Origin of the sequence: Mesorhizobium sp. CA6, assembly GCF_020165035.1 — a bacterium.
Lineage (GTDB): Bacteria > Pseudomonadota > Alphaproteobacteria > Rhizobiales > Rhizobiaceae > Mesorhizobium.
In genome coordinates this window covers 208,710-229,239 of record NZ_JAIUHI010000006.1, presented here as the reverse complement: position 1 = coordinate 229,239, position 20,530 = coordinate 208,710, and the positions used below count along the sequence as shown (strand labels likewise).

Here is a 20,530-nt window from a genome sequence, read left to right as displayed (position 1 = left end):
GTCCGGGAAACTTCGCTGACGTGGCGGGGATTTGCCCGGGGCATTACGCGAATGCGGGCACGAGGGGAAGAGGCAGAAGCGCCGCATTCCGCGCTCGGCCTATTCCCTTTGGGGCAGAACCCAGCCGAGGTAAAATTGATTCGCGTCGCCGACAGATCGAGCGCTTAGTGCTGGAGCCAACCACTTGATGGGCTCTGGCAAGGGAGGTCAACCATGGCCATGTACCTGACGCGCTTCAGCTACACGCCCGAGACATGGGCGCGAATGATCGAAAACCCCGAAGATCGCCGCAAGGCAGCCAGCTCATACATAGAATCGGTGGGCGGAAAGCTGCACGGGTTCTGGTACGCGTTCGGCGAACACGACGGCTGGAACCTGTGGGAGGCGCCGGACAATGTTTCGATGGCGTCCGTCGTGCTCGCCATCGGTGCCGGAGGGGCGCTCAGCTCCTGCGAGACCACCGTCCTCCTCAGCGTCGAGGAGACGATGGACGCGCTGGGCAGGGCGAAATCGATCCGTTATCGGCGGCCGGGAGCGTAGAAAAAAACGCCGCCTCGGGGAGTGTCACCTCGCGTCATGGAAGATGATGCCGAGCGTATGTCGCCCGCCTGAGCGCAGGCGGCTAACGCCGTGGCGCAGGTTGACGCGATAGTAACCTCGCGTGCCCTCCACCGGCCGGTTGTGCACGGCGAAGATTACCGCATCGCCGCGCTTGAGCGGCACCACCTCGGCGCGGCTTTGCATGCGCGGGCGCTGCTCGGTGAGCACGAATTCGCCGCCGGTGAAATCCTCGCCGGGCTCGGACAGCAGGATCGCCACCTGCAGCGGAAAGGCAAGCTCGCCGTAGAGATCCTGGTGCAGGCAGTTGAAATCGCCGGGGCCGTATTGCAGCAGAAGCGGCGTCGGCTTTACCTGGCCCTCGTCGTGGCAGCGTTTCAGGAAGGCGGCGTGCTCGGCCGGATAGCGCTGGGCAACACCCATCTTCTCGTTCCAGTCATTGGCGGCCGTGGCGAGGCGCGGGTAGAGCGTGGTGCGCAGGCCCTCGATCAGGTCCGGCAGCGGATATTTGAAATACCGATATTCGCCCTTGCCGAAGCCGTGGCGCGCCATCACGACATGGCTGCGGAAATGCTCTTCATGCGGGTAGAGCGCGGCGATATCGGCGCATTCTTCCGCCGACAGCATGCCGGGCATGACGGCACAGCCATGGGCGTTGAGTTCAGAGACCAGCGCGCGCCAATCTTGTGCTGCGACGCGGGATTCGGCGGAGCGGCTGGCGCGCTTGGTGTTGAGGGAATGGATGGTCATGAGTTGGCTCCTTCGCTTGGTGTCAAAGTGGGGCGAAGGATGAGCATCGGCCACCCGATTCCTGCGGGGGTGGGCGCCGGCTTTCCCTTCTCCCCTTGCGGGAGAAGGTGGCCTCGCGCAGCGAGGTCGGATGAGGGGTGCTGGAAGGAATGAGGCGGCGGCGATTTCAATCTTATCGCCAAGCTGGAACACCCCTCATCCGTCTCGGCGCTAACGCGCCGATCCACCTTCTCCCACAGGGGGAGAAGGAGAAGTCGCGCCTCACTGCCTCCGATACATCTCCAGCTCCGGATCGAGATCCACCTTCACCGCATTGGTGAACACGCAGGTCGCCACCATGATGCCGGCGAAGGCGGTGAGGTTGACCAGCAGCGTCTCGTCGTAGCGCGCCTTGAGCGCGGCCCAGGTTTCTTCCGGGACGGCATTGGCATCGGCGGCGACCGCGATGCCGAAGGAAATCAGCAGCGTCTCGTCGGCGGTCGGTTCGATCGCTTCGGGGTCGAGCCCGTTCTCGATTAAGGCGCGGCGAAAGAAAGTCACGGGAATCTCGGCGCGCATCGTTTCGGCGACCGCTTTCGACAACAGCCAGATGGCGCGGTCGTCGAGTGTGGGCTCGAGAAGGTCGCGCAGCGTGAACCATTCGGCGTAGATGCGGTGGGCGGCCGGCGAGTGGAGCAGGATGCGCTTCATGTTGGTCATGCGGCCGCGCAGCGCGAGCTCGCGGTCGTGCTCGGCGCGGATGTCGTCCGAGGCGGTCGCGTAGTCGATCGGCGAAAGATACGCCATTGCGCTCACCCCCGCGTGGAACGAAGCGCCGGCGCGCCGCGCAGCGTGTTGGAGACGGTGCAGATGTTTTCCGCGTCCGCCAGGATTCGCTCTTTCGTCGCGTCATCGAGGTCGCCGGCGATCTCCAGTTTGACGATGAATGTCTCGACCCGCGAGGGCTCGTCCGTCGCCTTCTCGCCGCTGACATCCGCCCTCACCTCGCCGAGCCGGTCGGCGACGCCGAGGCGGGTGGCGGCGATGCGGGCGCTGAGCACCATGCAGGCGGCCAAAGAGGCATGGAGCAGGTCGAGCGGGCTGAAGCCGGGCGCGCTGACCTGCGTGACCACATCGACCGTGCCACCGGTCGGCGTCGTGATCACCGGCAGCCCGCCCGGCGGCAGGACGGCGAGCGCGCCGGCATTGCGGGTTCTGATCTTGAGGTCCGTCATCGTGCTTCCTTCGTTCTGCTCAGCAGCTCGGTTGGTCTGCTTGGCTCAGCTGGCTCAGAGATGTTGCCAGATCACCTTGAGCGGCGAGCCAATCGCCTGCTCAATCCTTCGCAGTTCCTCGGCGCCGAGGGTGGTCGCGCCAGGATTGACGACTGTAAGCGAGCACATACCGAACGCGGCAGGCCATACGTAGCGGAGATCGTTGAGCGACGTGGATTTGCTACAACAAGGCGTCACGATAGCGAGGTCGCTAAAATCCGAAACGGCTGCCTGATCCATGGCATTGCCCCACCAATCCTCCAGTTCGCTCCCGCAGAAGGCGCAGTGGACGCTTTCCGTATTCGCGCCTGCATCGAAGAAGGTCACTGCTTCCTTGTATTCGATTCCGACATGCTCGGCTTGGGGGAACAGTCCGCGCACCAAGTTGGCAGCCTCTTCCGCCGCCGTCTTATCGGGACGCCAGTATGGATCGTCAGGAACCATGTGCAGATAATTGTCGGACATAGCACCTTGTGTGGCAGGGGGACCGATCGTGGCAAGTACCCTTGCGATGCCGCAACAAAAAAAGGCCCGCCGGAGCGGGCCTTTTGCAAGAAGGGCTTCGACGATTACTTCGTCAGATCGAGCGCTGCCGTCAGATCGCCCATCGGCGGCTGGTCGTGGTTGCGCAGCGCCTTGTCGCGGGCGACGATGCCGGGCAGCACAGGCAGGTCGTAGCGGGCGGTGATGAAACGCAGGATCGAGGTCGTGTCGTACTGCGTGTGATCGACCATCCCCATCTTCGCATAGGGCGAGATGATGAAGGCCGGGATGCGGTTGCCCGGGCCCCAGCGATCGGCCTTGGGCGGCGCGACATGATCCCAGAAGCCGCCATTCTCGTCATAGGTGACGACCACCAGCATATGCGCCCATTGCGGGCTCTTCTCCAGATGCGCGACGAGGTCGGCCAGGTGCTGGTCGCCGGAGGTCACGTCGGCATAGCCGGCATGTTCGTTGAGGTTGCCCTGCGGCTTGTAGAAAGAGACCGCCGGCAGCTTGCCGTCATCGATCGCCTTGATGAACTCAGTGCCGCCGAGCCCGCCGTCTTTGAGGTGCTCGGCCCGCGCGGCCGTGCCCGGCGCATAAGCCGCGAAATAGTTGAAGGGCTGGTGGTGGAACTGGAAGTTCGGCACGGGCGTCGCGTTCTTGCCGTCGAGCGCCGCCTGCCAGGCGCCCGAATACCACGCCCAGGAAATGCCCTTGAGCGACAGCAGATCGCCGATGGTGATCTCGTGCTGCGGCGGCAGCGTGGTCGGCTGTGCCGGATCGGCCAGCGCCTTGTCGCCACCCTCGGCCGGCTTGTTGGCGCTTGGCTGGTAAGGCGGCTGCATGGTGTTGACGGCGTAGAAGTCGGGCGTGATGGCGCCGTCATTGGCGAATTTCGGCACGCCGCCCAGCGCCGAGGGCGGCGAATTGTCGGCCGGTTTCAGCGTCACGCCATCCGGCTCTACGACGGCAATCTGGGCCTTCACCGGGCTGGTGTCGGCATTCGGATAGTAAGGCACGCAGGCGCAGGCCAGCATGAAATGGTTGAGGAAAGAGCCGCCGAAGGCGCCCTGGAAGAAATTGTCCGCCAGCACGTGTTTTTTGGCGATCGCCCACATCGGCAGGATCGAGCCGTCATAATGGCCCATCACCAGCGCGCCGGAATCGGCCCAGGCGACGAACTTGTCGTTCCGGCCGCCGTCGATCTGCATCTGCTCCTGATAGAAACGATGCCACAGATCATGGGTGATGACGCCGGTATTCTCGTTGAAGCCCTTGGGATCGTCGATGGCGAATGTCGCATTGGGCAGATGCGCGCTCTGCGCCTCCGTCACCGCCGGCGTGACGCCCTTGCCGGTCAGTCCGCCCCAGGCCGGCGGCAGTTCGGCAAGCGGCTTGCCGTCGCGGTCGAGCTGGCGCGCCTGGTCGGGCGAAACGTTGGCCAGACCGTTGGCGCCGGGGAAGCCGCCATAAAGGTTATCGAAGCTGCGGTTCTCGGCGTAGATGACGACGACGGTGTCGATCTTGTCGTAACCGGCAGGCGCCGCTTGGGCAGCGGCAGAGAGCGATGCCAGCGCCGTGGAGGCGAGGCAAAGGGAGAGAAAGGACCGGATCATTGGAAAATGCCTCGTGGCTGGGAATGGCTGGAGGACGGCAATGCAGGAACGCAACTGCATCAATGCCCAGCTACTTCGACGCCTTGTCACCTTTGTGACAGTTCGGCCCCGGCCGAACACGGTTTCGTGAGCGGGAAGACCGGTCATCAATCCGTTGCACTCGATCCTTACGCCGCCAAAGAAACCGGGCGAACAAATCAGGGATATCGCCGAAGACGATGGGACGTCGGAAAAATCACGCGATCGCCATTGCAGCGGCCATGATCGTGGCCTCCACCGCGCCCGCCAACACCGAGGAGCCATCCGGTGTCCATCCCGGCCCGATGACGCGCCAGGAAGCCTTCGCCCGCGCCGAGGCGCTGACGGCGCTGGGGCGACAGATGTTCTTCGACCCGTCGCTCTCGGCCTCGGGCAAGCAGGCCTGCTCATCCTGCCACGATCCCAACCATGCTTTCGGGCCGGCCTCGGCGGCGCCGGTCGAAATGGGCGGAGCCAATCTTGACCAGCCCGGCGTTCGCGCCGTGCCGTCGCTGCGCTACCTGCAGGCGGCGCCCGCCTTCACCGAGCATTTCTATGACTCCGAGGATGAAGGCGACGAAAGCGTCGACAATGGCCCGACCGGCGGCCTGACCTGGGACGGCCGCGCCGACCACGGCAAGGACCAGGCGAGAATCCCGCTGCTGTCGTCCTTGGAGATGGGCAACAAGGACGCGGCCCAGGTGGTCGCCAGCCTGCGCAACTCGCCTTATGCCGGCGCCTTCAAGGCAGCCTTCGGCGCCGATGTCTTCGACCATCCGCAAGACGCCTTCGACGCCGCTGTGGAAGCGCTCGGCACCTTCGAGCAGAGCAGCGCCGATTTCTATCCCTATTCCAGCCGCTACGACGCCTTCCTTGCCGGCAAGGCGCAGCTCTCCGCGCAGGAATTGCGCGGCCGCATGCTGTTCGAGGACGCAGCGAAGGGCAATTGCGCGAGCTGTCATCTCAGCGAACCGGCCAATGACGGCGAGCCGCCGCAATTCACCGATTACGGCCTGATCGCGATTGCCGTGCCGCGCAACCCGGCGATCCCCGCCAATGCCGATCCCAATTATGTCGACCTCGGCCTGTGCGGACCGCTGCGCACCGATTTCAAAGGCCGCGCCGAATATTGCGGCCTGTTCAAGACGCCGACGCTGCGCAACGTTGCCTTGCGGAAAAGCTTCTTCCACAACGGCTATTTCCACACGCTGCGCGACGCGGTCGCCTTCTACGCCAGCCGCGATACGGATCCCGGGCGCTGGTATCCGAAGAAGACCGACGGCACGGTCGACAAATTCAACGACCTGCCAAAGGCTTACTGGGGAAACCTCAACACAGATCCGCCCTTCAACGGCAAAAAGCCCGGCGACAAGCCGGCGCTGACCGACGCCGAGATCGACGACATCGTCGCCTTCCTCGGCACGCTGACCGACGCCGACCAGGCCGGGCAGTAGGAAAAGCCGCCAAGGAGATTGGTGGCTTGCAGCCGCAGCGGTGCTATCCACCGTAAATGTGTGCCAATGTGAACCACGTCATAGGAACGCCAAGTCGCGCCTGCTATATTGCCCATCTCTTCACAGATGGAGTCTCCGATGAGGTTCGTCCCGGTGCAGGAGCCGCCTGGCAGCAGCTGGACGGTGTTCGATGCGGCCAATGGCGCGCCGGCCGAATATGCCGGCCGGGTGCTTATCGGCCTGACATCGTACGAAGCCCGCTGGTTTGCCGCCGTGGGCAACGGCCGCGCCGCTTGGCAGCGGTCCATCACGCCAGGCGTGCAGCTGCGGCTGGTCAGCGGGGGCGGTTGCCAACCCACCCGGGAAAGGCATGGCCAGACAGGTAGTTAGGACGCCGCGCTGCCAGATTGATTCAGGCAGAGCGATCTCCCATCGATTGCCTTCTCACCTCGCTGGCGCATAGCGGCTCACCACCATGCCACAGGCATAGGGTTTGGAGCCGAGGAGCCTCAGCCTGCCAAAGCCGCCCTTGTCGAAAATGCGGCGGCCACTGCCCAGAACGGCCGGATTGATGAAGAGCTGGAACTCGTCGACAAGGCCGGCGGCGATCAGCGCCGAGGCGAAGCCGGCGCCGCCGAACACGGCGATGTCGCCGCCCTCGCCTTGCTTCAGCGCGTTGACCTCACGCGGCAAGTCGCCGCTTACGACGCGCGTTCGTTCCCAGCCCGAGGCCCCGAGCTTATCGCTCGCCACCACCTTTTCGGCCTCGACGATGCGCTGGGCGAAGGCAAAGAAGCGGTCCTTCGGATATTTCCTCGCCGCGTTGCCCCAATGGGTCATATACCCTTCCTCAGCCATCTTGCGGCTCAACAGGATGGTGTCGATGGTCGTGAAAACGGCGTTGAAGTCCCGCTTGAGCTCCTCGTCCCAGGCGCTGTCGTCGCCCCACTCCCAGAGTTGCCAGCGACGGTCCTCGTCGGCGCCGACAAAACCGTCGACCGACATCTGCATCTGCAGGATGAGCTTCCTCATGTCCGGTCTCCGTTGTCAGGAATTGCTGCCTGTGAAGGCTCGGGCGGCGGCGGGCGAACGGGCGAAAGCCTGCGCCCAGGCTTCGAAACTGGTCGGGGTGGCATTTTCGGCTGAGGGTGCTTCCAGCGCCCAGTGCTCGCCTCTGTTGAAGCTTGCCGCCGTCTCGCCCAGCGCATCGGCAAAACTCGCCGATATGCCATTGGCGACCATACCGGCCCGCGCATCGGCAAACGGCACTTCATGGTAGGCGACCTCCTTGCCGATCGCCCTGCCCAGGATCTCGGTGGCCTGTTCGAGCGTATAGGAGCCGCCGCCGTGCAATTCGACAACGCGCTGGATCGGAAAGTGTTCGGCACTCAATAGAGCGGCGGCGCGTTCGCCAACGTCCTTGGCGGCAATCAGCGGCATCGGCAGGTCGCCGCGGAATGGCGAGGCGAAGACGCCGGACGCCGCCTGCTCGACGAAGCCCATGCCCTTGATGAAATTCTCCATGAAGAAGGAGGCGCGCAGATAGACGAGTTCCTCAAGGCCCAGTGCGGCAAGTCGCTCTTCCATCAGCGCGGCGCCAAGCGACGTACCCATTCTGAGATGGGCATTGAGGCCGCTGAGCAGCACGATCCGGCGCAGGCCCGCCTTGGCGGTGGAGGATGCCAGCCGTGCGCCGACCTCGCCCTCAAAACGATGCAGATCGGGCGCGGTGACATCGAAGGGGATCATCACGTAAGCGCTGTCGGCACCCGAGAAGGCGGCGTCGAGCGCCGTCTGATCGTCGAGTGCGACGCCGAGGCTACGGGCGATGCCGCGCACCTTGTGCCCTGCGCCGGTCAGTCTGGCCGAGACCTCGGCGCCCACTTCGCTGGTTGCGCCGACGACCACCATCGTACGCTTGGCTTGCCGGCTCATATCGATCTCCTCTCGTCAAATGATTTACTTCTGGAACCATTTGACGCAAGGCAAGAACGATGTCAATAGTAAAGTGATTTAAAAATGGAACCATACTGATGTCGACCAAGGAACGATCCGGCTGCCCGATCAGCCTCTCGCTCGAACTGCTCGGCGACCGCTGGACGCTGCTCATCATTCGCGACCTGGCCTTCGCCGGGAAAAGGCACTTTCGCGAGTTCCTGCAATCCGACGAAGGCATCTCGTCGCGCACGCTGGCCGAGCGGCTGCAGACGCTGGTCGACGAAGGCATCCTCACCCGCAGCGACGACCCGAGCCACGGGCTGAAGGCGATCTACCGGCTGACCGACGCCGGCATCGACCTTTTGCCGGTTCTGGCAACGCTCGGCGCCTGGGGCAGCAAATACCGCAAGGCCGACGATAAGCTGGCCCGGGTCGCCAACGATCTGGCGGCCGGCGGTCCGCCGGCGCTTGAACGGATGAAAGAGAGGCTCAGAGCCGAGCACCAGGGATAGGTCTGTTCCGACCTCGGCGATTGGCGGTCCGGCTACCCCTCGCCCGTCAGCGAGCCCGCCCGTGTGGGAGCGGTCGGACCGGCTCTTCGGCCGGCGGCTCGCCCGGCAGCCCCAGTCGCAGCCGCTCCTCCTCGGCGAAGATCTCGGCCTGCGCGTGAATGTCGAACACTTGCTGCTTCAGCCTGCCGCCGTCGACGACGCGCACGATCCATTGGCCATTAACGGTTTTTACGCGGACACTGTCTGGCTCGCTTGTTACCATATACAGCTCCTGCTCTTCATTTCGAAGAACTGCCTATCTCCTATCCACAATACAATCTAGCGCGCTTGGAATTGCCGAAAAGCGTGGCTTATTATTCTTTAGTGCAAGAGCACCCGCCGTTATTCGACATATTTGCGACGTTTCACGAATAAAAGCGAGCATGGCGGCGAAGGCATGCCCTTGCGCCTAGGTGCAGCCGAGTTCGACTTCGACATGGCGTTCGGTCTGCGAGACGATGCAGTAACGGAATTCGAAGGCATCCGAGCGGTACTGCAGATTTAGGCAGTGCGGCAGTTGGCGGTGCGCGAGCGCGGAAGAATTCGCCGCATAGGCGGCGGCCCGGCAGCCTTTGGGGGGGTGATACTGGGTTCGGCGGCCGGGCCTGACCGGAGTTTGCGAGGCCGCCGGCTGCCACCAGCATGCGCTTGGGCCCGGCCAAGGACAAGAACGACCTAGGCCCTAGGACCAAAGCTGCAAGGAGGATAGTCGAGACGACAATTGCGCTTGGACCGACTGGAAATAGTGTGCCGAACGCCGCCGCGTCAAAAGCCGAAGAAATGCCGGCCAATGAGATAGCCAAGCGCCGCGACGAGCAGCGGAAACAATGCCGGCGCGGCCTTGCCGAACAGCGAGGGGTTCATCTCCTTGGCAGGAGCGCTGGGTTTGGCATTGCCGAGGTTCTTGGTCATGGGCTCATTACCGGTTGGGGCTAGGGTAATTCCGGACGGAAAACCGTGACACACTTTTTCCTGGAATTGGCTCCAGCTGCCGGCTAAGCCATTAAATTAGAGGCCGCTTATTAAATTTCCGGCAAGCCCAAAACTACAATTCGCGGCAATTTATTCCGATTGCTGGGTACGCTCGGCAAGCGCGAAGGCCTGAAGGTTGCGCGACTTGCCGGGATCCTGGTCGGCGTTGGCGATAATGGCGTGGAAGGCCGCACGGGCAATATCCCTCTTCTTGGCGTCCGGGTGCAGTTTTCGCACCGCCTTGAGCAGGTCTTTCGGTTTCATATCGGGGGTGACGACGCGCATCAGCGTATCGCCTATGGCCTGCAATTCGCTGGCATCCATAATGATGAACCCTGCTTTAGCGCATCCAGCCTGGCATATAACGGTGAGAGCGCGTCATTTTTGTGATGCCCCTCGCGGACTCGGAGCCGCCTCTCTCAGAATCGCGAGGCGGCGCCACGCCGCCGGCAGACGCTACGCGGCGGCCTGGAGGGGATTGTTCACAATGCGCGTCCATGTCGCCGCGGTCATCGCCCGGCTGGCCCTTGGCCCCGCCGGCGCCGCCTTGATAGAGGCGGCGCTCCGCAATTGTCTCGCAAGCGCTGACCTTGGGCGCACAACTCAGCGGCAAGACGAGGTTGGTCCCTGGTTCGGCTAAGGCGCGCCTCGCGCATCGTCTTCCGCGCGAATTTTCCCAAGCCTCGGCTGGACTGGCGATGGCAACCGATCGTCCGGCCGGATGGCCGGCCTGCTAGGCAGGTATCAAGACGGCGATGCGATGCACGCCCACCTCCTTGCTTGTATTCGTCGCCTCGTCGGTCTTGCCCTTGGAACAGGTGTACATGTCGCCTTCCTTGAGCTTGAATTCCTTGTCCTTTTTCTTGATCGTGAAAGCGCCCGACGTAATCGTGCATACCATGTCGTTGTCCATCACCATTGCGGGCGCGTGCGCTCCGGGCTGGAAGACCACGTCGACAATTGAAATGCTCTTGTAGGCGGGAATGTCGGAATTGCCGGTGCCTACCTCAACCACTCTGATGCCGGGCGCTATCTCCTTGCCATCCTTCGGACCGTATTTCTTGGTCTTTGCGGATGCCATCAGGGTGAACAAGGGCGTGACCGCGGCGGCCGTCATGCTGAGAGCAATTGCAGACCTGCGATTCATGGTTTTCATCGCATCCTCCCAATATGTTGGCTACGCACGAAAGTGCGTAATCGTTATATATTAGCACAGACGCAAGTATGATGCTGGGAATTCGGAAGCGCAGGCCCGCACCGTATTGGTTAGGAACATTCCGCTAAAAGCCGCGTCCTGACGTGGTTCGGCCAGTCCGTTGGTCGGCGCGGCGTTGGGAACCCCGGCATTGTCGCCGAGTTTAGAGTCCGAGGCGAATTGCCATGGAAGACAGACCGCCAGCCGAAAACCCGAGAAGGACCCTCGTCACGGTGCTGGCAATCTGCGTTCTCATCATCGTCCTGTTTTTTATCGGCTTCAAATTTTCGGGACCTGACCAGGGCGCTCTGATCGTGCCCGGGGCAGTACAGCAAGGCAGCAAGTGAATGACTGACTGTTCTGTGCCGCACCGAGGTCCCCCCGCCCGCCTGGCAGGGTGACTTCCTAGGGCAATCGTCGCGAATGTGGCGGCAAGCCAACTGCCACCGAACTCCTCTTCGCCTCGCCCACAGGTCTTGCAACTGAACGCATCCGGCCTCATTCGATTTTCCGCCGGAACTTCGAATGGCAGCTCGTGCAGTCCTGCAGAATGAGGTGCAGGAGATGCTCCGCCGGCATTTTTGCGGGATCGGCCTCGGCGACGCCCGGGCGCTTGCCAAGCAGGCTGCCGCCGTCTACGGGCGGTCCCGTCATTCGCATGTCGGCAGTAATCTCGGCGGGCGCGTTCCCGGCCTTGGCGGCGAGCGCATTGGCAAGCCGGCCGATATGGCGGGCGAGCGCCTCGAACTCCGGCCGGGCCTGGTCGATCTCCCGTTTGGCGGCCGACGGCGCGCCAACTGTGCCCCGCGGGAATTCTGCAATCAGAGCACCGCCGGTGCGGGCGCTGAGTGTGCCCGCCGCTGCCTTGAAGGCCGCCCGCTCATAGGCGCGCTTGCCGTCGAACATCTCTGCGATGGCCTTGGCTGCGGTCGCCATCTCCTTCATCGCGGCCTGGCGCGTCGTAACGATCGCGTTGTCCGGGTCCCGAGCCAGCGACGGTGCGGCTACCGGCAACACGGCGAAGGCCAGCACTGCGGCCGCGCAAACGATGCCAGACCTCATGCCTGCACGTCGACGACGCCCATCATACCCAGCTGCTCATGCTCGAGGATGTGGCAGTGATACATGCGCGTCCCTGGCCGCTCCTGGCGCGCGACGAGCCGCACCGTCTCCCCGCGCGCCACGTTGACCGTGTCCTTCCATGCCAGATAGGGCGGCTTCGAGACCTTGCCGTCGCGCTCGCGCTCGATGAGCTGGAACTGCGTGCCGTGGAGATGGAAAGGATGGTCCATGTCGGCCTGGTTGACGATCTCCCAGAGCTCGGTGTCACCGGCTCTGGCGATGATATCGACGCGCCCCATGTCGAACGCCATGCCGTTGATCAGAAAACCCATCTCCATACCGGTGGGCTTCATCGCCATGGTCTCGGTGAAGACGAGACGGCGGCTAACCGTCGGCTGGCCAAATCGCGCTATCGGCCGCAGCCGCTCGGGCAGCGGCGGCATCGGCCCGGCCTGCGTGTCCGAGACGTCGGCCGTCAGCAGGGCGAGCCCCTTGTCCTCGGGCCGGCCCGGCCCCATCCAGCCGCGGTCGTAGTCGAGCGTGGTGAGGATTGCTGTCCCCGGCTTGTCGAAAGCGACGACCAGCTCGACGCGCTCGGCCGGGCTGAGCAGGATCTCGTCGGCCGCCACCGGCGCCTCAATCAGGCCGCCGTCGCTGCCGATCACCGTCATTGCCGCGTTGACGAAAGCAAGCCTCAGGAAGCGCGCATTGGTGGCATTGTAGAGCCGCAAGCGCCGTTTCGTGCCCATTGCCACGGCGAGCCGCGGGTTCTTCTGGCCGTTGACCAGCACGTGATCGCCGACCCGGCCGTTCATCATGTCGGTCATGGTGTTTTCGGGCATTGAACCGTCGGCGGCGAGGCGAAGGTCGGTTAGGAAGAGCGTGGTGTCTCCATAGGCGGCCGGGATCGGATCGGCCTTGGCCTTGACGACGAACGCACCGGCAAGGCCGCGATAAACCTGCTCGGCCGTCCGACCATGCGGATGCGGATGATACCAGTAGGAGCCGGCCGAGCCTTCGGGCAGTTCGAAGGCGTAGACACGGTCGGCGCCCGCCGCCACCGGGTCCATCGGATTGCCATCTTGGTCCCCCGGCACCGGCATGCCATGCCAGTGGATGGTGCTTGGCTCGCCCTCGATCCGGTTCGCGAAGGTGATCTCGACGCGGTCGCCCTCCTGGGTCTCGATCAGCGGTCCTGGGCTGATCCCGTTATAAGCAAGAATTGGCGTGTCCCGGTCGGCGGCAAAGCGCGCCGTGGCCGACTCTGCTGTCAGCCTCGCCTTGAACAGGCCGGCCCGGCCGCTTCATTCGCCAGCAGCGGCAATTCGCGCAAGGGCTGGTTCTGGGGCAGCGCCACGGGGCCTTGACCCATCGCGCCCATGTCATGGCCGGCATGGTTCATACCGGGCATGTTCGACATGTCGTCCATCTTCATCTGCGCCAGCGCGCGCGGGCTGGCCAGAACCGTCGCCAGGCTTGCCGCCAGAAAACCGCGTCGATGCATTTCCTCTCCTCGATCTCGATTGAGAGCCCGCCGCAGGCCTCGCCGCCAACGCTAAGGGTTCCAGTTGCTGGAAGGTCAAGCTCGATCGAAGGCTTGGAGCCGCAAATTCCGCAAGATGGATCGTAGTGGCCCCCGGCCACGTTCATCCGCGGGGATGCAACCAGCCGTTTCATCGAGCAGAGGCCACATCATGCTCATCCAACCGATCGATTATTTCCTCGCTGCCTGGTTTGTGTTCGCGGCCGCTTCGACGCTCTATGTCGGGTTCGACCAATATCGCAACAATCCCGAGCCGGTGGTGATGAAATGGGGCTTCATCCTGGTGACGCTCTATAAGGGCCCGCTCGGCCTGCTGCTTTATGTGCTGGCCGACAAGGAACCGCGCCCCGGCGAGCATGAGGCCTTCACAAAGCCTCTTTGGAAGCAGGGCGTCGGCTCGACCATCCACTGTGTCGCCGGCGACGCCACCGGGATCATCCTTGCCGCGGTCGTCACCGCCATGCTCGGCCTGCCGATGTGGCTCGACCTCATCGTCGAATATCTCGCCGGCTTTGCCTTCGGCCTGTTCATCTTCCAATCGCTGTTCATGAAATCGATGATGGGCGGCAGCTATTGGGAAAATGTGAAGAAGAGCTTCCTGCCCGAGTTCATCTCCATGAACTTCATGATGGCCGGCATGGCGCCGGTCATGAGCTTTCTGATGATGGGCCGCGACATGCGCGCCATGGAGCCCACCGAACTTCTGTTCTGGGGCGTGATGTCGCTGGGCGTCATCGCCGGCTTCACGCTGGCCTATCCCGCCAATGTCTGGCTGGTCGCGCGCGGCCTCAAGCACGGGCTGACGACCGAGCGCCCGCAACCGGCCGAAGCGAGCGGGCACGGCCATGCCCGGCAGGGCCACGAACCGGCGGGCGAACAGCGCGCCGCCGGCCATCACATGGGCTCCGACGCGACCACACCGCAAATCGCGGCGCTCGGTGCGGTGTCTGCGCTCGCCCTGGCGATCGGCGTGGCGGCGCCTGCGAACTGGCTGAATCTCAGGCTCTCGGCCCGCGACGTCGGAGGAGTGATCATGCCCCAGGGCATGATCATGGACCGCAACACGCCGGCCGATGCCATGCGCGACATGGCGGCGGCCGATCCTCGGCTGGTGAGCGCATCTTACGATCTGGCTGCGAAGGGCGACCAAGACCTGCCGTTCCGCATGGAAAACGGCGTGAAGGTGTTCGAGCTGAGGCCGTCGGTGATCCGCTGGCACATCCTGCCGGACGTGACTGTCGACGCCTATGCCTATAACGGTCAGATTCCGGGCCCGCGCATCCATATCCGTCAGGGCAACCGGGTGCGCATCAACGTCACCAACGCCTTGCCGGAGGAAACAACGGTGCACTGGCATGGCCTGATCCTGCCCAATCAGATGGACGGACCGGCCGAGATCACCCAGGCGCCGATCGAGCCCGGGCAGACCTATTCCTACGAGTTTACCGCCACCCAGCACGGCACTTACTTCTATCATCCGCACGCCAAGCCCGACCGCACCCAGGCACTCGGCTTCTATGGCGCGCTGATCATCGATCCCGCCAATCCCGCCGACGAGGTCGCCGCCGACCACGACTATGTCATCGAGCTGCAGGAATGGCTGGTCCGCGAAGGCCTGACCTATCCATCGATGCCGATGGACGGCGGCATGCCGAACTTCTTCACCATCAACGGCAAGGCCTATCCGTCGACCGATACGATTCATATGAAGGTCGGCGAGACGCTAAAGGTCCGCTTCATCGGCACCAACAACGGCTTCATACACCCGATGCACATCCATGGCGGCCCGTTCGAAGTGGTCGCCCGCGACGGCGAGACGATTCCCGCCGCCGCACGTTTTCTTGCCGATACGGTCAATGTCGGACCGGGCCAGCGATATGACGTCGTCTGGACAGCGAGGCGTCCGGGCAAGTGGCTGATTCACTGCCACATCCCGCATCACACCACGAATAACAATGCCGAGGAGAAGGGCGGCGGCGGTCTGATGGTCGTCATCGACGTTCGCTGATGAAGACCGAACCGTCGGTCGGCTACATTGGGACCGAACCGAGCACCGAAAAGCTTCTGCCGACAAACAGCCGAGCTTCGCGGTTCATTGGCGCAAAGACGTCGGCGCGGCGCCGCGAGCGGCCGGCGCGCAATGGAACATTCCACCGCCGCCGGGGTTTCATGTTCTCTGTCGCGGCTGGCCAGCTCCGTTGGGCAGGGTCGGTCGGCCCAGCTAGCTTGGAGGCGTCGCCATGACCCACTATCCGCGCAGCACGGCAAGCATCGGCGGCCATCCGATCCATCCGATGCTGATCCCCTTTCCCATCGCGTTTTTCGTCGCCACCTTGGTATGCGACCTGATCTTCTGGCGAACGGGCAATCCCGGTTGGGTGACAGGCTCGCTCTGGCTTCTCGGGGCCGGCCTGATCATGGCGGCCCTGGCTGCTGTTGCCGGCCTGACGGATGTGTTGGGCGATGACCAGATCCGCAATCTTCGGGATACATGGCTTCACGCCGGCGGCAATGTGCTTGTCGTTCTCATACAGCTCTACAATTGGTATTCGCGCTATGCCCATGGCGATGCAGCCGTAATTCCGGTCGGCCTCGCGCTGTCCCTGCTCGTGGTTCTCATCCTTCTGTTTACCGGATGGAAGGGCTGGGAGATGGTCTATCGGCACCATGTCGGTGTCGCCGACAGCCCTGACGAACGGCGCTGACGTTTCCGGCTTTGTCGCTGCTCGGTCGGCAACCAACCCACGCACGGTAACGGCAAGGCCGCGAGAGTCGGTTGGCGTTCAGATCGCCCGCAGTCAGCGGGTGGCTTTTTAGGGCGATCCTCGCAATAAGGAGACCGCGCCGGCCGCCGGCACTCCCAAAACCTGGTCCAAAGGTTTGCGACCGGCTCGTTCCGCGATTCTTCAGACCGTCGCATTTTGACCCCAATCGGCCTCTAGCCGGCTGGAGATGCTGCGGTTCCAGCCTTCACGTTTTCTTGACAGAGGCCGGAAAAACGGGCAGCAAAGCGGGTGAGGAAGAGCATTTTTACCGTGGCATAGATCATGGAGGGCTCTTTTTTCGTATGGACCGTCGCCAAATCGGCGATTGGTGGAGGGATTGGTTAACCGACTTTGTCCATCTTTTGAATCAATCGGCAACAGACGCGTGAAGGTGCAGGGGGCACCAGCGAACTGTGATCGTGACGGGTGCCAGGTCCGCAAACCGGCATGCCGATTGAGAGTGGTCGTATGGCGTTTTTGCGTTTGAAGAACCGGGGTGACGCTCCTCATGGGGGGGTAACTTCGCAAAAGTCTGGTCATCGTTGGGTCGTGGTGCCTGCTGTCGGCGCCGCCCTCGTGCTGTGGTCCGCCGCCACCTTGGCGGGGCTCCATTCGGTGAGCGCCTCGCTGACCGCCGCTTCCAACGGATTGCCGCAAGGCCTGCTTTCGCCGCGCAACATCGCGCTTGGCGACCAGCGCCGGCAGATCGCCAACGCCTGGGCGCCGCACCTTGCCGTCAATGGCGGCTACAACGCAGGCTCGCTCACCGGCGGCTGCGACTCCGGCTGCTTCAGCCTCGCGACAAGCTTCAGGCATGACGGCCAAGCTCCTGAAAAATTGAAGAAAGAAGGCCACGCCGGCAAGACGGCGCGCCTCAAGCTGCCGGCGCCGGATAGCGTCGCGCATGAAAACGTCGTGGTGGCTTCGGCCGCCGGGGCCGTCGACCGCTTCGACGGCGTTGTAAAGCGCGCCGCGCTTTCGCCGCAAAAGCTTGCCGATGCCTTTGCCCGCGCCGAGAAGGCGCCGTTCCTGCTGGCCAGCCTGCCTACGGCGAGCCGCTTCGGCGGCGCGCTGCCGGGAGCCCCGGCGGAAGCCCGCTTCGGTTCGCGGCCGGCCGAAATCGCCGGCGCTTCCGACTTGGCGCTGGCGCTTGCCAACATAGCGCCGGAGGACACGGCCGACCTTCCGACCGCCGTCGCGCTCGAAAACGCCGACGCGCCCGATGTCGCCGCCAAACCGGACAACGGCAAGGATGGCGCCTACCAGGTCGCCTCGCTGCCGCCGCAGGACGATCTGCCCGACACCATTGCCGTGCCCGGCCTTCGCCCGCGCGCCACGCTCGAACGCGCCACCGAAGCGCCCGAAGAAAACGCCGCCAGGACGCAGAAGCCCGAAGCCGCGAAGCCGCCGGTTGCCAAGGCCAAGCCGCGGCCGGCCGCTGCCGATATCGCGCAAGGCGCACCGACGGCGGTCTCGCCGAGGAACGGCGACCAGGCCCTGCCGGGCGTGACAGACTCGAAACCGCTCGTGACCGACTCCAAGCCAGGCAAGCGCAAGGCGCAGGCGTCCGAGATGCTCGCCTATGCCAAGCCGGACACGCCGGAGCGCGGAGGACTCGGCAGCGCGTTCCGCAACCTTTTCAATGGACCCACGACGGGCAATGGCGTTGCCGTCTACGATATTTCGGCGAGGACCGTTTACATGCCCGACGGCTCGAAACTGGAAGCGCATTCAGGGCTAGGCTCGATGGTCGACCAGCCGCGCTTCGTCAACCGCAAGAATGTCGGCCCGACGCCGCCCGACACCTACAATCTGTCGATGCGCGAGTCGCGCTTTCACGGGGTCGAGGCAATCAGGCTCACGCCGACCAGCGGCAACAACAAATACGGCCGCAACGGCCTGCTCGCGCACACCTATATGCTGCGCGGCGGCCGCGCGGAATCCAATGGCTGCGTCGTCTTCAAGGACTATCACCGCTTCCTTGCCGCCTACAAAAACGGCAAGATCAAGCGTCTCGTCGTCGTCCCGCGCCTCACAAGCTCCCCCACCCGGGTCGCCCAGGAAGGCCGCCAGGGTTAAACCCTATCCGGCCGGCGAGCCTGTCGCCGGCACTGGCCGATCCCCACTTGCCGATCCGAAGGGCTTCGCGCTGATCCGCGCGGATGCTTGGTATGTCGTCGCCGCTTCGAATAGCGACGCGACCGAGGACGCAGCAACGACCCTTCCCAGAAGGTAGATATGGCGCAGCCCGGGGCTTGCGGCAAGCCCCCGGCCATGGCGTATCAACGCTGCTCCGAAAAACGACACGGAGCATGGAATGCGTATCTTGTTATCGACTTACGGCTCGCGCGGCGACGTCGAGCCTTTGGCGGCGTTGGGCGCGGCTTTGCAGGCGCATGGCGTCGAGGCCAGGGTCAGCGCACCGGGCGACGAGGAGTTTGCCGCCCTTCTGGCCCGCGCCGGCGTGCCGCTGGCACCGGCCTTCGCGCCGGTGCGCGAATGGGCGAAGGAAATGGTCAATCGGTCGCGATCGGCCTCGCCCGAAGACCGGGCCCGGCTCATTTCCGGCCAGGCGGCCGAGATCGTCGCCAGGCAATATGAGGCGCTGAGCGCGGCCGCCGAAGGCTGCGATGCGGTGGTGGCGTTCGGCCTCTTCCCGTCCTGCGCCGCCGCGCGGCTGGTCGCGGAGCAGTGCGGCATGCGCTACATGTTGGGCACGTTCTGCCCTATCTGGCTGCCATCGCCGCACAACCGGCCGCATGAATATCCGGGCCATCCGCTGCCGGCCGGCGTGACCGACAACCGGCTGCTGTGGGAGCTGGACATCCGGACCAAGAACGCCCTCTTCGGCGAGGCGATCAACGGCCATCGCGCATCGCTCGGACTGCCCCCGATGGAAAATGTCCGGGACTATGTCTACGGCAATCCCGTCCTGCTCGCCTGCGACCCGACGCTGGGACCTTGGCCAGGCTCGGACCTGATCGACGCCGTGCAGACCGGCGCCTTCATCCTGCCGGACGAGCGGCCCCTCCCCGACCGGCTCAAAGCCTTCCTCGATGCCGGCCCGCGGCCGGTCTATGTCGGCTTCGGTTCCATATCGGTCGCGAGCGAAGCCGGCCCCGCCGCCATCGAGGCGATCCGCGCCAAGGGCCTCCGTACGGTGCTCGCGCATGGCTGGGCAGAGTTGGGCCCCGTCGACGATCGCGACGACTGCTTTGCCGTCGGCGAGGTCAACCAGCAGGCGCTGTTCGGCCGCGTCGCCGCCGTCATCCATCACGGCGGCGCCGGCACGACCGTCGCCGCCGCACGGGCGGGAGCGCCGCAGGTGATCGTGCCGCAGATCGGAGACCAGCCCTATTGGGCAAGACGGGCGGCCGAGCTGGGCATCGGGGCCGCGCATGACGGCCAGGTGCCGACGGCGCAGTCGCTGTCGGCGGCGCTGGAGACGGCGCTGGCGGCCGGCGCCCGCGCGAGCACTATCGCTGGCATGATCCGCACCGACGGCGCCAAGGCAGCGGCGAGACTGCTGGTCGAATTGCTCGGCCAGCCCGGCCGGTAAACTCATTGCGTCGTCAGTTCAGCCAGCGCCCGTTGCAGGGGCGCCGGCGAGACCTGGATCGGGCCTGAGAACGGGCTGTCCATGTCGACGATCAGATAGATCGCCGCGGCGGCCAGCGCCCCGGAAACGAGGCAGGTGAAGACGATGGTGCCGTTGCGCGGCGCCCGGAAGCCGAAGCTGGCGAAGATCAGCGTCAGCCAGGCGACGAGCAGAACGATCAGCGGCGCGGGTATGGCGCCCTCGGACTGTTCGGCCAGTATCCAGCGCTGCTCGATCAGCTTCTGCAGTTGCTGTGTCGCGGCCTGTTGTGCGGCGGTCTGCCTGGCATCCGCCGGCGTCAATCCCGCCAGAATGTCGCCGACCTGATTGAGCAGCAGTTCCGCCAGCCTGTTCGGGACGACGGTCGTGTCGCTGTCGGCGGCAGAGGTGTCGACGACGCGCTGGACGTATGCGGTCAGCGATTGCCGGGCGCTGTCCGCTTCCGGTCCGTAACGTCGAAGCGTACGATCAAGCAGGATGAGATCGGTGGCGAAGGTGTGGACGTTGCCGTTGATGGCCTCGAATGTGTTCTTGGCTGAATTGATCATCAGGCCGAGCATAAGCGACGACATCACCACGAACAGGTTCGCGGCAAGCCGCACCACTGCGCTGGTGTCGTCCTGAAGGTGGTGAGCAGGGAAACGCTCGTGCACCATCAGGCTGACCAGCGAGGCCCCGGCCAGACAAGCAAAGATCGCTGCGCCTACAAGCACTTCGCCCATGGCCAATATTGCGCACGGGAAGGGAAGCTTGCCAATCGGCCTCGCGAAC

General features: G+C 64.2%; 24 protein-coding genes. 9 read left to right on the top strand and 15 right to left on the bottom strand.

Features of this window, described 5'->3' with window-relative positions; genetic code table 11:
- Positions 1 to 213 precede the first annotated feature (213 nt).
- Positions 214 to 540, top strand: coding sequence for a GYD domain-containing protein (locus LB526_RS11550; protein ID WP_176477003.1), 327 nt, complete (start codon positions 214 to 216; stop codon positions 538 to 540).
- A gap of 24 nt (positions 541 to 564) precedes the next feature.
- Here LB526_RS11550 and LB526_RS11545 read toward each other — a convergent pair whose 3' ends face one another.
- The 5 genes from LB526_RS11545 to LB526_RS11525 all read right to left on the bottom strand — a co-directional run bounded on the left by LB526_RS11545 (position 565) and on the right by LB526_RS11525 (position 4,663).
- The gene (locus tag LB526_RS11545) at positions 565 to 1,308 is read right to left on the bottom strand and encodes a 2OG-Fe(II) oxygenase (RefSeq protein WP_224627696.1); all 744 of its coding nucleotides are present in this window, start codon (positions 1,306 to 1,308) and stop codon (positions 565 to 567) included.
- 261 nt (positions 1,309 to 1,569) lie between these two features.
- Positions 1,570 to 2,094, bottom strand: a complete 525-nt coding sequence (locus LB526_RS11540; RefSeq protein WP_224627695.1) for a hypothetical protein — start codon at positions 2,092 to 2,094, stop codon at positions 1,570 to 1,572.
- Between the two features lie 5 nt (positions 2,095 to 2,099).
- A complete protein-coding gene (locus tag LB526_RS11535) occupies positions 2,100 to 2,522 on the bottom strand; it encodes an OsmC family protein (RefSeq protein ID WP_224627694.1) in 423 nt (140 codons plus the stop codon).
- Between the two features lie 54 nt (positions 2,523 to 2,576).
- The gene (locus LB526_RS11530; RefSeq protein ID WP_224627693.1) at positions 2,577 to 3,026 is read right to left on the bottom strand and encodes a hypothetical protein; all 450 of its coding nucleotides are present in this window, start codon (positions 3,024 to 3,026) and stop codon (positions 2,577 to 2,579) included.
- A gap of 104 nt (positions 3,027 to 3,130) precedes the next feature.
- Positions 3,131 to 4,663: an acid phosphatase gene (locus LB526_RS11525; protein ID WP_224627692.1), complete on the bottom strand. Its 1,533-nt coding sequence runs from the start codon at positions 4,661 to 4,663 to the stop codon at positions 3,131 to 3,133.
- A gap of 260 nt (positions 4,664 to 4,923) precedes the next feature.
- Between LB526_RS11525 and LB526_RS11520 the strand changes: the two genes are divergently transcribed.
- Together LB526_RS11520 and LB526_RS11515 are read left to right on the top strand one after the other, a co-directional pair.
- On the top strand, positions 4,924 to 6,135 hold the full coding sequence (locus LB526_RS11520; protein ID WP_224627784.1) for a cytochrome-c peroxidase: 1,212 nt from the start codon (positions 4,924 to 4,926) through the stop codon (positions 6,133 to 6,135).
- 138 nt (positions 6,136 to 6,273) lie between these two features.
- Positions 6,274 to 6,525 carry a hypothetical protein gene (locus LB526_RS11515; protein ID WP_224627691.1) on the top strand — a complete coding sequence of 84 codons (252 nt, stop codon included), beginning with the start codon at positions 6,274 to 6,276 and terminating at the stop codon, positions 6,523 to 6,525.
- 54 nt (positions 6,526 to 6,579) lie between these two features.
- Here LB526_RS11515 and LB526_RS11510 read toward each other — a convergent pair whose 3' ends face one another.
- A complete protein-coding gene (locus LB526_RS11510) occupies positions 6,580 to 7,167 on the bottom strand; it encodes a dihydrofolate reductase family protein (protein ID WP_224627690.1) in 588 nt (195 codons plus the stop codon).
- Between the two features lie 15 nt (positions 7,168 to 7,182).
- Positions 7,183 to 8,070, bottom strand: a complete 888-nt coding sequence (locus LB526_RS11505) for an NmrA family NAD(P)-binding protein (RefSeq protein WP_224627689.1) — start codon at positions 8,068 to 8,070, stop codon at positions 7,183 to 7,185.
- Between the two features lie 98 nt (positions 8,071 to 8,168).
- Here LB526_RS11505 and LB526_RS11500 point away from each other — a divergent pair, with 98 nt between their 5' ends.
- Positions 8,169 to 8,585: a winged helix-turn-helix transcriptional regulator gene (locus LB526_RS11500; RefSeq protein WP_224627687.1), complete on the top strand. Its 417-nt coding sequence runs from the start codon at positions 8,169 to 8,171 to the stop codon at positions 8,583 to 8,585.
- 46 nt (positions 8,586 to 8,631) lie between these two features.
- On the opposite strand, the gene LB526_RS11495 is transcribed toward LB526_RS11500, so the two are convergent.
- From LB526_RS11495 to LB526_RS11480, 4 genes are all read right to left on the bottom strand, one after another.
- Positions 8,632 to 8,847, bottom strand: coding sequence for a hypothetical protein (locus LB526_RS11495; RefSeq protein WP_140846115.1), 216 nt, complete (start codon positions 8,845 to 8,847; stop codon positions 8,632 to 8,634).
- A gap of 542 nt (positions 8,848 to 9,389) precedes the next feature.
- Positions 9,390 to 9,536 carry a hypothetical protein gene (locus LB526_RS11490; RefSeq protein ID WP_095767122.1) on the bottom strand — a complete coding sequence of 49 codons (147 nt, stop codon included), beginning with the start codon at positions 9,534 to 9,536 and terminating at the stop codon, positions 9,390 to 9,392.
- A gap of 150 nt (positions 9,537 to 9,686) precedes the next feature.
- Positions 9,687 to 9,920: a hypothetical protein gene (locus LB526_RS11485; protein ID WP_095767121.1), complete on the bottom strand. Its 234-nt coding sequence runs from the start codon at positions 9,918 to 9,920 to the stop codon at positions 9,687 to 9,689.
- 409 nt (positions 9,921 to 10,329) lie between these two features.
- On the bottom strand, positions 10,330 to 10,752 hold the full coding sequence (locus tag LB526_RS11480) for a hypothetical protein (RefSeq protein ID WP_095767120.1): 423 nt from the start codon (positions 10,750 to 10,752) through the stop codon (positions 10,330 to 10,332).
- A gap of 224 nt (positions 10,753 to 10,976) precedes the next feature.
- Between LB526_RS11480 and LB526_RS11475 the strand changes: the two genes are divergently transcribed.
- A complete protein-coding gene (locus tag LB526_RS11475) occupies positions 10,977 to 11,138 on the top strand; it encodes a hypothetical protein (RefSeq protein ID WP_224524829.1) in 162 nt (53 codons plus the stop codon).
- Positions 11,139 to 11,289: 151 nt separating this feature from the next.
- Here LB526_RS11475 and LB526_RS11470 read toward each other — a convergent pair whose 3' ends face one another.
- The 3 genes from LB526_RS11470 to LB526_RS11460 all read right to left on the bottom strand — a co-directional run bounded on the left by LB526_RS11470 (position 11,290) and on the right by LB526_RS11460 (position 13,357).
- A complete protein-coding gene (locus LB526_RS11470) occupies positions 11,290 to 11,823 on the bottom strand; it encodes a cytochrome c (RefSeq protein WP_224627685.1) in 534 nt (177 codons plus the stop codon).
- 26 nt (positions 11,824 to 11,849) lie between these two features.
- Positions 11,850 to 13,058 carry a multicopper oxidase family protein gene (locus LB526_RS11465; RefSeq protein ID WP_318013264.1) on the bottom strand — a complete coding sequence of 403 codons (1,209 nt, stop codon included), beginning with the start codon at positions 13,056 to 13,058 and terminating at the stop codon, positions 11,850 to 11,852.
- A gap of 65 nt (positions 13,059 to 13,123) precedes the next feature.
- Positions 13,124 to 13,357, bottom strand: a complete 234-nt coding sequence (locus LB526_RS11460; protein WP_224627684.1) for a hypothetical protein — start codon at positions 13,355 to 13,357, stop codon at positions 13,124 to 13,126.
- 190 nt (positions 13,358 to 13,547) lie between these two features.
- On the opposite strand from LB526_RS11460, the gene LB526_RS11455 reads away from it, so the two are divergent.
- The 4 genes from LB526_RS11455 (at position 13,548) to LB526_RS11440 (ending at position 19,720) form a co-directional block, all read left to right on the top strand.
- On the top strand, positions 13,548 to 15,404 hold the full coding sequence (locus LB526_RS11455) for a DUF4396 domain-containing protein (RefSeq protein WP_224627682.1): 1,857 nt from the start codon (positions 13,548 to 13,550) through the stop codon (positions 15,402 to 15,404).
- 232 nt (positions 15,405 to 15,636) lie between these two features.
- Positions 15,637 to 16,101, top strand: coding sequence for a DUF2231 domain-containing protein (locus LB526_RS11450; protein WP_224627681.1), 465 nt, complete (start codon positions 15,637 to 15,639; stop codon positions 16,099 to 16,101).
- 612 nt (positions 16,102 to 16,713) lie between these two features.
- A complete protein-coding gene (locus LB526_RS11445; protein ID WP_224627680.1) occupies positions 16,714 to 18,240 on the top strand; it encodes a tlde1 domain-containing protein in 1,527 nt (508 codons plus the stop codon).
- A 238-nt stretch (positions 18,241 to 18,478) separates the two neighbouring features.
- Positions 18,479 to 19,720 (top strand): glycosyltransferase, encoded by a 1,242-nt coding sequence (locus LB526_RS11440; protein ID WP_224543997.1) that lies wholly within the window; start codon positions 18,479 to 18,481, stop codon positions 19,718 to 19,720.
- Between the two features lie 2 nt (positions 19,721 to 19,722).
- Here the strand turns inward: LB526_RS11440 and LB526_RS11435 are convergent, their stop codons facing one another.
- Positions 19,723 to 20,481, bottom strand: a complete 759-nt coding sequence (locus LB526_RS11435) for a DUF4239 domain-containing protein (protein ID WP_224543998.1) — start codon at positions 20,479 to 20,481, stop codon at positions 19,723 to 19,725.
- Between the last annotated feature and the right edge of the window lie 49 nt (positions 20,482 to 20,530).

Coding starts and splice junctions, on each gene's coding strand:
- LB526_RS11550 (WP_176477003.1), top strand. CDS start 214: ATGGCCATGTACCTGACGCGCTTCAGCTACACGCCCGAGACATGGGCG.
- LB526_RS11545 (WP_224627696.1), bottom strand. CDS start 1,308: ATGACCATCCATTCCCTCAACACCAAGCGCGCCAGCCGCTCCGCCGAA.
- LB526_RS11540 (WP_224627695.1), bottom strand. CDS start 2,094: ATGGCGTATCTTTCGCCGATCGACTACGCGACCGCCTCGGACGACATC.
- LB526_RS11535 (WP_224627694.1), bottom strand. CDS start 2,522: ATGACGGACCTCAAGATCAGAACCCGCAATGCCGGCGCGCTCGCCGTC.
- LB526_RS11530 (WP_224627693.1), bottom strand. CDS start 3,026: ATGTCCGACAATTATCTGCACATGGTTCCTGACGATCCATACTGGCGT.
- LB526_RS11525 (WP_224627692.1), bottom strand. CDS start 4,663: ATGATCCGGTCCTTTCTCTCCCTTTGCCTCGCCTCCACGGCGCTGGCA.
- LB526_RS11520 (WP_224627784.1), top strand. CDS start 4,924: ATGATCGTGGCCTCCACCGCGCCCGCCAACACCGAGGAGCCATCCGGT.
- LB526_RS11515 (WP_224627691.1), top strand. CDS start 6,274: ATGAGGTTCGTCCCGGTGCAGGAGCCGCCTGGCAGCAGCTGGACGGTG.
- LB526_RS11510 (WP_224627690.1), bottom strand. CDS start 7,167: ATGAGGAAGCTCATCCTGCAGATGCAGATGTCGGTCGACGGTTTTGTC.
- LB526_RS11505 (WP_224627689.1), bottom strand. CDS start 8,070: ATGAGCCGGCAAGCCAAGCGTACGATGGTGGTCGTCGGCGCAACCAGC.
- LB526_RS11500 (WP_224627687.1), top strand. CDS start 8,169: ATGTCGACCAAGGAACGATCCGGCTGCCCGATCAGCCTCTCGCTCGAA.
- LB526_RS11495 (WP_140846115.1), bottom strand. CDS start 8,847: ATGGTAACAAGCGAGCCAGACAGTGTCCGCGTAAAAACCGTTAATGGC.
- LB526_RS11490 (WP_095767122.1), bottom strand. CDS start 9,536: ATGACCAAGAACCTCGGCAATGCCAAACCCAGCGCTCCTGCCAAGGAG.
- LB526_RS11485 (WP_095767121.1), bottom strand. CDS start 9,920: ATGGATGCCAGCGAATTGCAGGCCATAGGCGATACGCTGATGCGCGTC.
- LB526_RS11480 (WP_095767120.1), bottom strand. CDS start 10,752: ATGAAAACCATGAATCGCAGGTCTGCAATTGCTCTCAGCATGACGGCC.
- LB526_RS11475 (WP_224524829.1), top strand. CDS start 10,977: ATGGAAGACAGACCGCCAGCCGAAAACCCGAGAAGGACCCTCGTCACG.
- LB526_RS11460 (WP_224627684.1), bottom strand. CDS start 13,357: ATGCATCGACGCGGTTTTCTGGCGGCAAGCCTGGCGACGGTTCTGGCC.
- LB526_RS11455 (WP_224627682.1), top strand. CDS start 13,548: ATGCTCATCCAACCGATCGATTATTTCCTCGCTGCCTGGTTTGTGTTC.
- LB526_RS11450 (WP_224627681.1), top strand. CDS start 15,637: ATGACCCACTATCCGCGCAGCACGGCAAGCATCGGCGGCCATCCGATC.
- LB526_RS11440 (WP_224543997.1), top strand. CDS start 18,479: ATGCGTATCTTGTTATCGACTTACGGCTCGCGCGGCGACGTCGAGCCT.
- LB526_RS11435 (WP_224543998.1), bottom strand. CDS start 20,481: ATGGGCGAAGTGCTTGTAGGCGCAGCGATCTTTGCTTGTCTGGCCGGG.